This window comes from Streptomyces fractus (genome assembly GCF_049844455.1).
GTDB lineage: Bacteria > Actinomycetota > Actinomycetes > Streptomycetales > Streptomycetaceae > Streptomyces > Streptomyces fractus.
In genome coordinates this window covers 7,422,304-7,435,433 of sequence record NZ_JBMYHI010000002.1, presented here as the reverse complement: position 1 = coordinate 7,435,433, position 13,130 = coordinate 7,422,304, and the positions used below count along the sequence as shown (strand labels likewise).

Genomic DNA, 13,130 nt, shown 5'->3' with positions numbered 1-13,130 from the left:
CAGCTGCGCGCAGCATTTGTGCCGTCCGCCGCACCCCCGTCCCCACGGGGTTTCATGGCCGGATGATGTCCCCGCCCGGACCGCTCTTCCGGGCCTGGGAGCGCCGCTCAGCGCCCCAGCATCACGCCCACGGACGACGCCTGTGTGACCATCGCGTCCCAGCCGCCGAACACGACGACGAGAAGGGCCGCGAGAGGGAGAACCATGGCCGCGGCCACCAGCGGATGCCGGCGATCGGTCGCGTGGCCACCGAAAAGACCCGCCCTGCGGGCCGCTGTGCGGAACGCTGTCGTCCGCGGTGCCGTGTCCGCCATGGTCCTCTCCCGGTCGAAATCTTGAGTTCTTGCGTCTCTTGAGTTCTTGCGTCTTGGCAAGCGGCGGGTACCTGACCTCGGGGGACGAGTGCCGTACCCGCCGCTTGACCTCAAATCTATGAGTGGCGGGCGCGTGAGACGTCATGCCCTCGTACCGATTGCCGGGCCTCCCGGAGGATGACCACCTCCGGTCGGCGTACTCCCCTGGGTGGAGACGAGAACCCCGGGCCTCGGGGTCATCCCGGAGGGGGTATCGGACGCGGGCACCGCGGATCCGGTTCGGGTGACTTCGCTCACTTCCGCCACCCCTCCGCGCACCCGCGGCCCCACCCCGCGGCCCGTCCGGCCCGCCGTCACCTCGTCCGTACGCGTCGTGTCCCCGGCGTCCACGACCGTCTCGGTACGGTCGCCCTCCATGGGGCCAATCCCCCTTCGGTGCCGCCCTGTTGGGTTGTCGGCCACCGGCAAGGTGCCACGCTCCGGCGCTCTCTGACCGTCCTTCACGTTTCCGACCGGGCTCTGACAATCGAATCGGCCACGAGGGCGCGGCCTTTGCGCGCCGCCGTGCGCGAAAACGTAAGCTGTGGCTCGTCAGACGGACCGGGCAGCAGCGGGGATGAACATGGCGATGATGCGCCTGAGGCGCGAGGACCCGCGCGTCGTCGGCTCGTTCAGGCTTCACAGACGCCTCGGAGCCGGCGGGATGGGCGTGGTCTATCTCGGGTCCGACCGGCGTGGCCAGCGGGTCGCACTCAAGGTGATCAGGCCTGATCTGGCGGAGGACCAGGAGTTCCGTTCGCGGTTCGCGCGCGAGGTGTCCGCCGCGCGGCGGATCCGTGGCGGCTGCACGGCCCGGCTCGTCGCCGCGGACCTGGAGGCGGAGCGGCCGTGGTTCGCGACGCAGTACGTGCCCGGGCCCTCGCTGCACGACAAGGTGGCCGAGGAGGGTCCGCTCGCCGCGTCGGATGTGGCGGCCGTGGGGGCCGCGCTGTCCGAGGGGCTCGTCGCCGTCCACGAGGCCGGGGTCGTGCACCGCGACCTCAAGCCCTCCAACATCCTGCTGTCCCCGAAGGGGCCGCGGATCATCGACTTCGGTATCGCGTGGGCGACCGGCGCCTCGACGCTGACCCACGTGGGCACCGCCGTCGGCTCCCCCGGTTTCCTCGCGCCCGAGCAGGTGCGGGGCGCGGCCGTGACGCCCGCGACCGATGTGTTCGCCCTGGGGGCCACCCTCGCGTACACGGCCATGGGCGACTCGCCCTTCGGGCACGGCAGTTCCGAGGTCATGCTCTACCGGGTCGTGCACGAGGAGGCGCAGCTGGCCGGGGTGCCGGACGCGCTGGCGCCGCTGCTGCGCGCGTGCCTCGCGAAGGATCCGGAGGAGCGGCCCAGCACGCTGCAACTGTCGCTGCGGCTCAAGGAGATCGCGGCCCGTGAGGCGCAGGGCGTCGTCGCGGAGCCGCGTCCGCCCGCGCCGCGCGCCGCCGAGCAGGACCGGCCGACGGGGCGCATCGCCGACACGCACGCCTCGTACGAGGGCCAGCGCACCCAGCGGCGTACGCAGCCGGGTACTCCCACGTCGCGCCCCAGCAACGGCAGGAGCAACGGGTCGGCGCCCGCCCGGAACACCAACAGCCGCTCCGGCAACAGCAGGCCGGGGCCGCGCAGCGGTGCGGGGCGCCCGGCGCAGCGGACGAACGGCACGGGCAGCGGCAAGAAGCTGCGGCCCGCGAATCCGCGGCTGCTGCGGCAGCGGCTCTTCGTGTTCGTCGTCGTGACGCTGCTCGTCGCGCTGGCGATCGCGGCGGCGCAGGGCTGCCAGGGGCCGACGCGCGGCCTCGGTGACAGCGGCACGTCGGGGTCGGCCGTCGTACGGTCGCTGCCGCTGCCGCTTCCGGAGCGCTGACCGTCAGAGTTCGGGGCGGCCCGTCGCCACCGCGTAGAACGCGACGGCGGCCGCCGCGCCCACGTTGAGCGAGTCGACTCCGTGGGCCATCGGGATGCGGACCCATTCGTCCGCCGCCATCAGGGCCTTGGTCGACAGGCCGTCGCCCTCCGCGCCGAGCATCAGCGCGACGCGGTCCATGCGGTGCGGTGCCACCTCGTCCAGGGACTTGGCCTGCTCGGCCGGGGTCAGCGCGAGGAGTTCGAACCCGGCGTCGCGGACCGTCTCCAGGGACTTCGGCCAGGCCTCCAGGCGCGCGTACGGCACGGAGAAGACCGCGCCCATGGAGACCTTCACGGAGCGGCGGTAGAGCGGGTCGGCGCAGTCCGGGGAGAGCAGGACGGCGTCCATGCCGAGCGCGGCGGCGCTGCGGAAGATCGCGCCGATGTTGGTGTGGTCGTTGACCGACTCCATGACGACCACGCGGCGTGCGGTGGCGAGGAGTTCGTCGGCCGTCGGGAGCGGCTTGCGCTGCATGGAGGCGAGGGCGCCGCGGTGCACGTGGTAGCCGGTGACCCGTTCGGCCAGGTCGGGGGCGACCGCGTAGACCGGGGCGGGGACCTCGTCGATGACGTCGCGCATGACGTCGACCCACTTCGCGGACAGCAGCATCGAGCGCATCTCGTACCCGGCGAGCTTGGCGCGCCGGATGACCTTCTCGCCCTCGGCGATGAACAGGCCCTCGGCCGGTTCGCGTTTGCGACGCAGCTCTACGTCGGTCAGGCCCGTGTAGTCGGACAGGCGCGGGTCGTCGGGGTCATCGATGGTGATGATCCCTCGAGGTTCAGCTTCAGCCACGGGTCGATACTGCCTTGTTCTGGGTGTGCTGCCAACGGCTCGGAACGAGTTGTGTTACCGCTGGTTACTTTTTTGGTCCCTCGTGCACCACGTCGCCGATCACGATGACGGCCGGCGGCCTGACCCCTTCGGAGACGGCCCGCTCGCCGACCGTCGCGAGGGTGGCGTCGACGCGGCGCTGGGCCGCCGTCGTGCCCTCCTGGACGAGGGCGACGGGGGTGTCGGGGGCCTTGCCGTACGAGACGAGGGCCTCGGCGATCTTTGCGATCTTGTCGACTCCCATGAGGATCACGAGGGTGCCGGTCAGCTTCGCCATCGCCTCCCAGTCGACCAGGGAGCGCTCGTCGTCCGGCGCCACGTGGCCGCTGACGACGGTGAACTCGTGGGCGACGCCCCGGTGGGTGACCGGGATGCCGACGGCGCCGGGGACGCTGATCGAGCTGGAGATGCCGGGGACGACCGTGACCGGGATGCCCTCGGCGGCGAGCGCCTGGGCCTCCTCCATGCCGCGGCCGAAGACGAACGGGTCGCCGCCCTTGAGCCGGACGACGGCCTTGCCCTGCTTGGCGTGGTCGATGAGGGCCTGGTTGATGGCCTCCTGGACCATCTGGCGGCCGTACGGGATCTTCGCGGCGTCGATCACCTCGACGTGCGGCGGGAGTTCGTCGAGGAGGTCGCGCGGGCCGAGGCGGTCGGCGATGACGACGTCGGCCTCGGCGAGGAGGCGGCGGCCGCGCACGGTGATCAGGTCCGGGTCGCCGGGGCCGCCGCCGACGAGCGAGACGCCGGGGCTGCGCTCCCGCCGGACCGTGACGGTGCCGTCGCGGAGGGCCTCGACCAGGGCGTCGCGGATGCCGGCCGTGCGGCGCGGGTCGCGGTCGGCGGCCTCGGCGGACAGCACGGCGACGGTGACGCCCTCGGTACGGCCGGTGGCGGGGGTCCAGGCGGTGGCGGCCTCGGCGTTGTCCGAGCGGACGCACCAGGTGCGGTTCGCCTCGGCCTCGGCGGAGGCCTCCTCGTTGGCCGCGCGGTCGGCCGTGGCGACCAGGACGTACCAGGCGTCGGCGAGGTCGCCGTGCTCGTAGCGGCGCCTGACCCAGGTGAGCTCGCCCGCGTCCGCCATGGCCTCGACGGACGGGGTGGCCGAGGGAGAGATCAGGGTGATGTCGGCGCCCGCCGCGATGAGCGCCGGGAGCCTGCGCTGGGCGACCTGGCCGCCGCCGATGACGACGGTCCTGCGGCCGGTGAGGCGGAGTCCTACCGGATAGGCGGGGTGCTGTGCGGCGGGCATGAGGCGCTGCTCCTCGGGCGGGCTGTGAGGGGGGCTTCGGCTCTGGAGCTCCCGGTGATGTGCAGGTCAGACTACGTGGGGGCGCCATGCCTTGACGCCCCCACATCCACGTACCGAACTACTTCTCGGTGACACCCGCCGAGTCGAACGTGGCCACCTCGTGCATCGCGCGGGCCGCGCTCTGGACGATCGGGAGGGCCAGGAGGGCTCCCGTGCCCTCGCCGAGGCGCAGGTCCAGGTCGACGAGCGGGCGCAGACCCAGCTTGTTGAGCGCTGCGACGTGGCCGGGCTCGGCGCTGCGGTGGCCCGCGATGCAGGCGGCCAGTACCTCGGGGGCGATGGCGCGGGCGACCAGGGCGGCGGCGCCGGCGCTGACGCCGTCGAGGATCACCGGCGTACGCAGCGAGGCGCCGCCGAGGAGCAGGCCGACCATCGCGGCGTGCTCCAGGCCGCCGACCGCCGAGAGGACGCCGATCGGGTCGGCCGGGTCGGGCTTGTGCACGTCGAGGGCGCGGCGCACGACCTCGACCTTGCGGGCGTGCGTCTCGTCGTTGATGCCGGTGCCACGACCGGTCACCTCGGCGGGGTCGACCTCGGTGTAGACGGAGATCAGGGCGGCGGACGCGGTCGTGTTCGCGATGCCCATCTCGCCGGTGAGCAGCGCCTTGTTGCCGGCCGCCACGAGGTCGCGGGCCGTCTCGATGCCGACCTCGATGGCTTCCTTGACCTCTTCGCGGGTCAGGGCGGGGCCCGTCGTCATGTCGGCGGTGCCGGCGCGGACCTTGCGGGGCAACAGGCCGGGGGTGGCGGGGAGTTCACCGGCCACGCCGACGTCGATGACGCAGACCTCGGCGCCGACCTGGCTCGCGAACGCGTTGCAGACCGCGCCGCCGCCCAGGAAGTTGGCGACCATCTGGCCGGTGACCTCCTGCGGCCAGGGGGTGACGCCCTGGGCGTGCACCCCGTGGTCACCGGCGAAGATCGCGACGGCCGCGGGCTCGGGGATCGGCGGCGGGCACACGCGGGACAGGCCGGACAGCTGGGCGGAGATGATCTCCAGCATGCCGAGCGCGCCCGCGGGCTTCGTCATCCGCTTCTGCCGCTCCCACGCCTCGCCGAGCGCCTTGGCGTCCAGCGGGCGGATGTTGGAGACGGTCTCCGCGAGCAGGTCGTGCGGGTCCTCGCCGGGCAGGGCGCGGCGGCCGTACGTCTCCTCGTGGACGACCCACGACAGCGGGCGGCGCTTGGACCAGCCGGCCTGCATCAGTTCCGGCTCGTCCGGGAACTCGTCGACGTAGCCGACGCAGAGGTAGGCGACGACCTCGAGGTGCTCCGGCAGCCCGAGGGAGCGGACCATCTCGCGCTCGTCGAAGAAGCTGACCCAGCCGACGCCGAGGCCCTCCGCGCGGGCCGCGAGCCACAGGTTCTCGACCGCGAGCGCGGAGGAGTACGGGGCCATCTGCGGCTGCGTGTGGCGGCCGAGGGTGTGGCGGCCGCCGCGGGTCGGGTCGGCGGTCACGACGATGTTGACCGGGGTGTCGAGGATGGCCTCGATCTTCAGTTCCTTGAACTGCTTCGCGCGGCCCTTGGGAAGCGACTTGGCGTACGCGTCCTTCTGGCGCATGGCCAGTTCGTGCATCGCGCGGCGGGTGTCCGCGGAGCGGATGACCACGAAGTCCCAGGGCTGCGAGTGGCCCACGGACGGCGCCGTGTGGGCCGCCTCCAGGACGCGCAGCAGCACCTCGTGCGGGATCGGGTCGCTGCGGAAGCCGTTGCGGATGTCGCGGCGCTCGCGCATCACGCGCAGCACCGCCTCCCGCTCGGTGTCGTCGTAGGCGGGAGCGGCGGGGTGCGCCTCGGGCTCCGGCATCAGGTGCTCGGGTTCGCCCGTCAGCTCGGCGGGAGCGACGGTCTGCTCCGCGGGGTCCTCGGTGTGGGCGGACTCGGGCAGCGGGATCGCGCCGGAGTCCCCTTCACGCGGGGCGGGCACGCTCGCGGCTCCCTCCGGGGTGACCTCGGCGGACTCGGGGCCCTGGGTGCCCCACTCCACTACGTGCTCGGGGGTGACCGCTTCGTCTCCCACGGGTGCCTGTTCGGCGGACTGCTGGTTGGCCATGGCGTGCGGGTCCTGCGGGTCGATGGCGGCCTGAGGGGCAGCGGCGAACGGGGGGTCGGTGACGTTGTGCGGGGCGGGGGCGGGCTGGCCGGGGGCGGCGTGTTGGTCGGCCGGGGTGTGCTGGTCGACGACGGGTTGGGGGGCGGCCACGGGGTGGTGGTCGGCGGGGGCGTGCGAGTCGGCGACGGCGTGCGGGTCGCCGGCGACCTGCGGGTTGGCAGTGGCCTGCGGGGCGCCGACGGCTTGCGGGGAGCCTGCGGCCTGCGGGTCGGCAGTGGCCTGCGGGTCGGTCGCGGCGGCGTGGTCGCCTGCGGCCTTCGGGTCGGCAAGGGCCTGCGGGTCACCGGCGCCGTGCGGCCCGGCAGCGGCCTGCGAGTCGGTCCCCGCGGCGTGGTCGCCTACGGCCTGCTCGTCAGCAGCAGTCTGCGAGTTGGGCACGCCGGCGTGATCACCCACGGCCTGCTGGTCGGCAAGGGCCTGCGGGTCACCAGCGGCCTGCGAGTTGGGCACGGCTGCGTAGCCGCCGACGGCCTGCTGGTCGGCCACGGCCTGCTGGCCGGCAACGGACTGAGAGCCACCAGCGGCCTGCGGGTCACCGGCGCCTTGCGGCCCGGCAGCGGCCTGCGGGTCGGTCCCGGCGGCGTGGTCACCTGCGGCCTGCGGGTCAGCAGCAGTTTGCGAGTTGAGCACGGCTGCGTGATCGCCCACGGCCTGCTGGCCGGCAACGGACTGAGAGCCACCAGCGGCCTGCGGGTCACCGGCGCCTTGCGGCCCGGCAGCGGCCTGCGGGTCGGTCCCGGCGGCGTGGTCGTCCACGGCCTGCTGGCCGGCCAGTGCTTGCTGGTCGGTCGGGACGTGATGGCCGCCGACGGCCTGCGGCCCGGAAGCGTTCTGCGAGTTGAGCACGGCTCCGTGATCGCCCGCAGCCTGCTGATCGGCCAGCGCTTGCTGGTCGACAACAGCCTGCGGGTCACCGGCAACCTGCTGCCCAGCAACGGCCTGCTGATCGGCTGCGGCAACGTGGTCACCCACGGCCTGCTGGTCGGTCGAGGCTTGCCGGCCGCCGACGGCCTGCGGCCCGACAGCGGCTTGCGGGTCGGCCGCGGCCGAGTGGTCACCTGCGACCTGCTGGTCGGCAAGGGCCTCTGAGTCACCGCCGACCTGCTGCCCAGCAACGGCCTGCGGGTCGGTCGCGGCAGCGTAATCGCCTACGACCTGAGGGTCGGTCGGCGCTTGCGGGCCGCCGACGGCCTGCGGCCCGGCAGCGGCTTGCGGGTCGGCCGCGGCAGAGTGGTCGCCTGCGGCCTGCTGGTCGGCAAGGGCCGGCGCGGCCGCGGCAGCATTGTCGCCCACGGCCTGCTGGTCGGTCGGGACGGGATGGTCGCCGACGGCCTGCGGCCCGGAGGTGGCCTGCGAGTTGGGCATGGCACCGTGGTCGCCGACGACCTGCTGGTCGGCCAGTGCTTGCTGGGCGGCAACGGCCTGCGGATCGCCAACGACCTGCTGCCCAGCGGCGGCCTGCGAGTTGGGCACGGCACCGTGATCGCCGACGGCTTCCTGGCCGGGAGCGGCCTGCTGCCCGGCGGCGGCCTGCGGATCGGCCACGGCGTACGCGTCGCCGACGGACTGCTGCCCGGTCCCGATCTGGTCGTTGGCCACGCCCCACTGGTCGGCAGCGCCCTGCAGGTCGACCGCGTCCCACTGACCCGAAGCAGCCTGCCCGGCGGCGTCAGCGGCAGCGTACTGCTCGTCCGCGCCGAGGTGCTGCTGCGCCGACTGTTCCTCCGGGAGTGGGGGGACCGACATCGGCTGGGGCGGGGTCGGGGCCAGGTGTGGGGTCGTGGGGACGATGCCGTCCACCGGGACGAACTGGCCGAGGGTCTGGTCCGCGGCGGGCTGCTGGGCGTATCCCTGCGCCGCGTAGTCCGGGGACTGCGGGTAGTCGTAGCCGCCCTGGCCCTGCTCGTGCGCGGCGTAGGCGTACGCGCCGACCTGGGCGAACTCCTGGTCGTGCGCGGGCGCTTCGGGCTGCGTGTACTGCGGAGCGACCGTTTCTGCGGGGGCCTGCGCCTGGGCCGGCTGCCACGGGGCCGCGCCCTGCGGCGGGATGTCCAGGTACTCCGGGCCGGTGGTGGGCGGGCCCGACTGGCGGGCCGGCATCTGCGCGGGGCCGCGGTCGGCGAGCGAACGGACGGGGCTGCCGTTGGTGTCGGGGACGGCGGGGCCCATGTGCAGCGGGCGACGCGGCTGGGCCGGGGCCGGGGCGTACTGCTGGCCCTGGCCTTGGCTGTGGTCGGTGGGCTGCTGCCCCCAGGCGCCCTGCGAACCGGGCATCAGAAGGATCTCGTCGTCCTCGGCCGTGGCGTCGGAGGGATCGAGGTAGGTGTACGCGCCGGGTGCGGGAACGCCCGGCGGCTCCGCCGTGCCTGCGTCCTCCGGCAGCCCTTCGCCCGGAACCTGACCGGTGTCGGTCATGCCTACCCCTCGCCCATCGAATGAGAACTTCCTGGCCGCCCCCGGCCGTCCGCCGGAACTGCGTGCACCTTCACGATTCACTGTTTCGCTGTCCGGGGCGACGCGTCGACCGCCCGTCAACAAGAACGAGCGCGCGCGCCACGCGGCACGAACCGCTCCGGACAACAGGCATTGTCCCGGTCGGACCGCGGCCACGGAACGTAGTTCGACCATGGCCTTCTGTGGACTGCGCCACGTTGCGCGTCCTCCGGTCGCTGCCGTACCACACGCACCTCAAAAGTGGTGCGTTTTCGGGACATTGGCGTACGAAGAACCGAACGTCCCGGTGCGGTACAACGATCGGCCAGCCTACCGCGCGCGGCGCGCCGCCCGGGTCACGGGTGGCGGACGGGCAGCCGTCCGGACAGGAGGAACCCCACGGTCCGCTCCTTCTCCGTCCAGGCGCGAGTGTCCAGTTCGACGGATTGCAGGAGGGCGCACTCGACGTCGTATCCGTGCTCCGTCAGGTCCCTGCCGATGAGTTCGGCGGCATCGCGTGTCGCGGCGTGCGTGACGATGCGGGCGGGGCGCCGGTCCGCGACGGCCGAGACGACGGCCGCTCCCCCGCCGCCGACGCGGACGACGTCGGGCTCCGGGAGGTCCTCCAGGGCGTACGGGGCGGTGCCGTTCACGATCTGGACCTGGACGCCGAAGCGCCGGGCGACGGCGAGGGTGCGGGCGCAGGCGTCGGCGTCGCGGTCGACGGCGATGACGGCGGCGCCGAACCGCCCGGCCTCCGTCGTGAACGCTCCGCTGCCGGAGCCGATGTCCCACACGAGGTCGCCCGCGCGCGGCCCGAGGCGGGCGAGTTGGGCGGCGCGCAGCTGTTCGGTCTCGCCCTCGCCGAAGGGTCCCGCGTACTCCTCGGCGGGCAGCGCCCAGCCGCGCGGTGCCCCGTCGGGGTCGCCGCCGGCCAGCCAGTTGCCGCTCGCGGGGGCGCCGGTGACCGGTCCGCCGATGACGATGACGACGTTGGGGTCGCGCCAGGTGTGGTCGGCGGCCTTGTCGGAGGTGACGACGGTGACCTGTTCGCGGTCGGTGCCGAGTTCCTCGCAGATGACGAAGGTGCGGTGGACGCCCTCCAGCAACAGGCCCAGTTCGGCGGGCCCGGCGCCGGGTGAGGTCAGGACGGCGACCTTGGTGTGGGCGCGGCACACATTCACCGCGCGTCGCAGGGTGCGGCGGTGTGCGACGACCACCTGTGCGTCGTCCCAGGGCATGCCCGCGCGGGCGAACGCCTGAGCGACCGAGGACACGGCGGGCACGACCTCGACCTCGAGGCCGTACTCGGGCGCGCGCAGGGTGCGTACGACGCCGAAGAAGCCGGGGTCACCGTCCGCGAGGACGACGGCCGTGCCGCGGTGGCCTGCGATGCGGCGGGCGGCGAGGGCCACGCTGCCGAGCCGGACGCGCTCGGCGCGCTCGGGCACCTCGGGCAGCGCCAGGTGGTGTGCGGCGCCCGCCACGAGCGTGGCCGCGCCGAGTGCCGAGCGGGCCGCGTCCGTCAGCGGCGAACCGTCCCAGCCGATCACCGTGACCCGGTCGGCCATCGTCGTCAGTCTCCAGGGTGTGCTCGGGTACGTACGTGCCCATGCGGCACGGAGGTCGGGGGCGCCGCCGGGATCGGGGCACCGTGAGCGTACCTGCCCGGCCCTTCGACCGCCCGTGAGGTCAGTTCCAGTCCGAGAAGGCGGTGAAACCCCCGGCCTCCGCCAGTTGCTCGGTGACGCCCTCCAGGTCCTCGGGCAGCAGGCTCCACACGATGAAGTCCGTACGGGCCTCGGCCAGGCCGCCGTCCTCGGTGCGCGTACGCGCTATGCACGCGTTGCGCAGGACGCCCTCGCTGATGCAGCCGATCTTCTGGGCGACCTGCTGGGCCGCGGTGTTGTCGGCGGCGGTGCGCAGCTCGATGCGCTCCAGGTGCTGGTCGCGGAAGAGCCACTGGGCCGTGGCGAGCGCGGCCTCCGACGCGTAGCCCTCGCCGCGCGCCCAGGGGGCGACGATGTACGAGAGCTCGGTGGACCGCACGTGCCAGTCGGTCTCGGTGAGCCGGATGGTGCCGACGAGACGCTGGGTGAGGAACTCGGTGACGGCGAGGTCGAGTCCGGCGCCGCTCGCGCGGCGCCTCGGAACGCCCTCGGAGATCCAGCGGCGGGCACCCTCCTCCGTGAACGGCTGCGGCACCGACGTCCAGGCGGCGACCAGCTCGTCGTTCATCATCTCCGCGAGCGCGGGCACGTCGTCCTCGTCGAGTGGACGCAAGACCAAGCGCTCCGTGCTGATGGAGATCTCGGGGAAGGTGTTCGTCATGCGCCGCTCCGTAACCTTCGTTGGCCTTCTACCTTCGCGCGTCGGGCCTCGTGAAGTGCCCAGCATGCAGCATGAAGGCACGTAACTGCACATGGGGGCCGCCCCCGTTGCCGGGAGCGGCCCCCATGAAAGCGCACGGTACGGGCCCCTCAGACGGGGAGCACCGAACCCTTGTACTTGGTCTCGATGAACTTCTTGACCTCGGGTGAAGTCAGCAGCTTCGCCAGCTTCTTGACCCGCGGGTCGTCCTCGTCGCCCTTCTTGACGGCGAGGATGTTGTTGTACGGATTGTCCTTGACGGACTCCAGAAGGATGGCGTCCTTCTTGGGGTTGAGGCCCGCGTCCATCGCGAAGTTGTTGTTGACGGCGGCCACGTCGACGTCGTCCAACGAGCGCGGCAGCTGGGCCGCTTCGAGTTCCTTGAACTTGAGCCCCTTGGGGTTCTTCGCGATGTCCTCGGGCGTCGCGTTCAGTCCGGCGCCCTTCTTGAGGCCGATCACGCCCTGGGAGGCGAGGAGTTCGAGCGCCCTGCCCTCGTTGGTGATGTCGTTCGGCAGCGCGACGGTCGCCCCGTCACGCAGCTCGCGCACGTCCTTCGTCTTCTTGGAGTAGAAGCCGAGCGGCGGCAGGTAGACCTGGGTGACCGGCGCGAGCGTCGTGCCCTTGGACTTGTTGAAGTCCTTCAGGTACGGCGTGTGCTGGAACAGGTTGGCGTCGAGGTCGCCCTGCTGGAGCGCGGTGTTCGGCAGGACGTAGTCCGTGAACTCCTTGATCTCCAGGTCGAGTCCGGCCTTCTCGGCCAGGTTCTTCTGTACGTACGTGAGGACTTCGCCGGCCGGGGTCGGCGTCGCCCCGACGACCAGCTTCTGGCTCGCGTCCGCCTTGTCGGAACCGCAGGCCGTGAGGCCGAGGACGAGTGCCCCGGCGATCACGGCGGCGGGAATCGTGTGCTTCAAGGGAGTCGGCATCAGAAGGAGGGGAGCACCGAGCCCTTGTACTTGGTCTCGATGAACTTCTTCACCTCGGGCGACGTCAGGAGCTTCGCGAGCTTCTTCACGCGAGGGTCGTCCTGGTTGCCGTCCTTGATGGCGAGCACGTTGTTGTACGCGTTGTTCTTCGTGGACTCCAGGGCGAGGGCGTCCTTGGCCGGGCTGAGGTCGGCACCGATGGCGTAGTTGCCGTTGATCACCGCGGCGTCGACGTCCTTGAGGGAGCGCGGGGTCTGCGCCGCCTCGACCTCCTTGAACTGGAGGTCCTTCGGGTTCTTCGCGATGTCCTGCGGGGTCGCGGTGGCCTCCGAGCCCTTCTTCAGGGTGATGAGGTCGTTCGCGGCGAGGAAGCGCAGGGCGCGGCTCTCGTTGTCGGCGTCGTTCGGAAGGGCGACGGTGCCGCCCTTCTTCAGGCCGTCGATCTTCTTGGCCTTCTGCGAGTAGAGGCCGAGCGGCTCCAGGTGGACGGTGGCGACCGACTTGAGGTGCGTGCCGTTCTTCTTGTTGAAGTCTTCCAGGTAGGGCTTCGTCTGGAAGTAGTTGGCGTCGACCGAACCGTCCTCGGTGGCGTTGTTCGGCGTCACGTAGTCGGTGAACTCCTTGACCTCGAGCTTGAGGCCTTCCTTCTTCGCCAGATTCTTCTTGATGTAGTTCAGAATCTCGGCGTGCGGGACGGGAGTCGCGGCGACGACCAGCGGGTCGGAGGCCTTGGCCTTGGAGCCCGCGTCGTCGGAGTTGCCTGATCCACAAGCCGTCAGGCCCAGGGTGAGGGCGCCGGTGGCGAGGACAGCTGCGGTGATCTTGGTGGTGTTACGCACGAAAAGTGCCTTTCCATCAGTGGTGCGACCCGCCG

At 72.3% G+C, this 13,130-nt stretch carries 10 protein-coding genes; 1 reads left to right on the top strand and 9 read right to left on the bottom strand.

Annotated elements, in window-relative coordinates; all coding sequences use genetic code 11:
- Positions 1–107 precede the first annotated feature (107 nt).
- Positions 108–314 carry a hypothetical protein gene (locus ACP4E5_RS35710; protein ID WP_425836071.1) on the bottom strand — a complete coding sequence of 69 codons (207 nt, stop codon included), beginning with the start codon at positions 312–314 and terminating at the stop codon, positions 108–110.
- A gap of 141 nt (positions 315–455) precedes the next feature.
- Positions 456–731: a hypothetical protein gene (locus ACP4E5_RS35705; RefSeq protein ID WP_425836070.1), complete on the bottom strand. Its 276-nt coding sequence runs from the start codon at positions 729–731 to the stop codon at positions 456–458.
- A gap of 199 nt (positions 732–930) precedes the next feature.
- Between ACP4E5_RS35705 and ACP4E5_RS35700 the strand changes: the two genes are divergently transcribed.
- Positions 931–2,220, top strand: a complete 1,290-nt coding sequence (locus ACP4E5_RS35700; RefSeq protein ID WP_425841907.1) for a serine/threonine-protein kinase — start codon at positions 931–933, stop codon at positions 2,218–2,220.
- Positions 2,221–2,223: 3 nt separating this feature from the next.
- Here ACP4E5_RS35700 and ACP4E5_RS35695 read toward each other — a convergent pair whose 3' ends face one another.
- From ACP4E5_RS35695 to ACP4E5_RS35665, 7 genes are all read right to left on the bottom strand, one after another.
- Complete coding sequence (locus ACP4E5_RS35695) at positions 2,224–3,057, bottom strand: TrmH family RNA methyltransferase (protein WP_425836068.1); 834 nt, start codon at positions 3,055–3,057, stop codon at positions 2,224–2,226.
- 64 nt (positions 3,058–3,121) lie between these two features.
- Positions 3,122–4,348, bottom strand: a complete 1,227-nt coding sequence (gene cobA / locus ACP4E5_RS35690) for a uroporphyrinogen-III C-methyltransferase (protein ID WP_425836066.1) — start codon at positions 4,346–4,348, stop codon at positions 3,122–3,124.
- 118 nt (positions 4,349–4,466) lie between these two features.
- Positions 4,467–8,939 (bottom strand): nicotinate-nucleotide--dimethylbenzimidazole phosphoribosyltransferase, encoded by a 4,473-nt coding sequence (gene cobT / locus ACP4E5_RS35685; RefSeq protein ID WP_425836064.1) that lies wholly within the window; start codon positions 8,937–8,939, stop codon positions 4,467–4,469.
- Positions 8,940–9,313: 374 nt separating this feature from the next.
- The gene (gene cbiE / locus ACP4E5_RS35680) at positions 9,314–10,528 is read right to left on the bottom strand and encodes a precorrin-6y C5,15-methyltransferase (decarboxylating) subunit CbiE (RefSeq protein WP_425836062.1); all 1,215 of its coding nucleotides are present in this window, start codon (positions 10,526–10,528) and stop codon (positions 9,314–9,316) included.
- A 121-nt stretch (positions 10,529–10,649) separates the two neighbouring features.
- The gene (locus ACP4E5_RS35675; protein ID WP_425836060.1) at positions 10,650–11,288 is read right to left on the bottom strand and encodes a GNAT family N-acetyltransferase; all 639 of its coding nucleotides are present in this window, start codon (positions 11,286–11,288) and stop codon (positions 10,650–10,652) included.
- 149 nt (positions 11,289–11,437) lie between these two features.
- Entirely contained in the window at positions 11,438–12,256 is an 819-nt protein-coding gene (locus tag ACP4E5_RS35670; protein ID WP_425836058.1) for a MetQ/NlpA family ABC transporter substrate-binding protein, read from the bottom strand.
- A complete protein-coding gene (locus ACP4E5_RS35665) occupies positions 12,256–13,095 on the bottom strand; it encodes a MetQ/NlpA family ABC transporter substrate-binding protein (RefSeq protein ID WP_425836056.1) in 840 nt (279 codons plus the stop codon). Before ACP4E5_RS35665 ends, ACP4E5_RS35670 begins: the two co-directional genes overlap by 1 nt.
- Positions 13,096–13,130 lie beyond the last annotated feature (35 nt).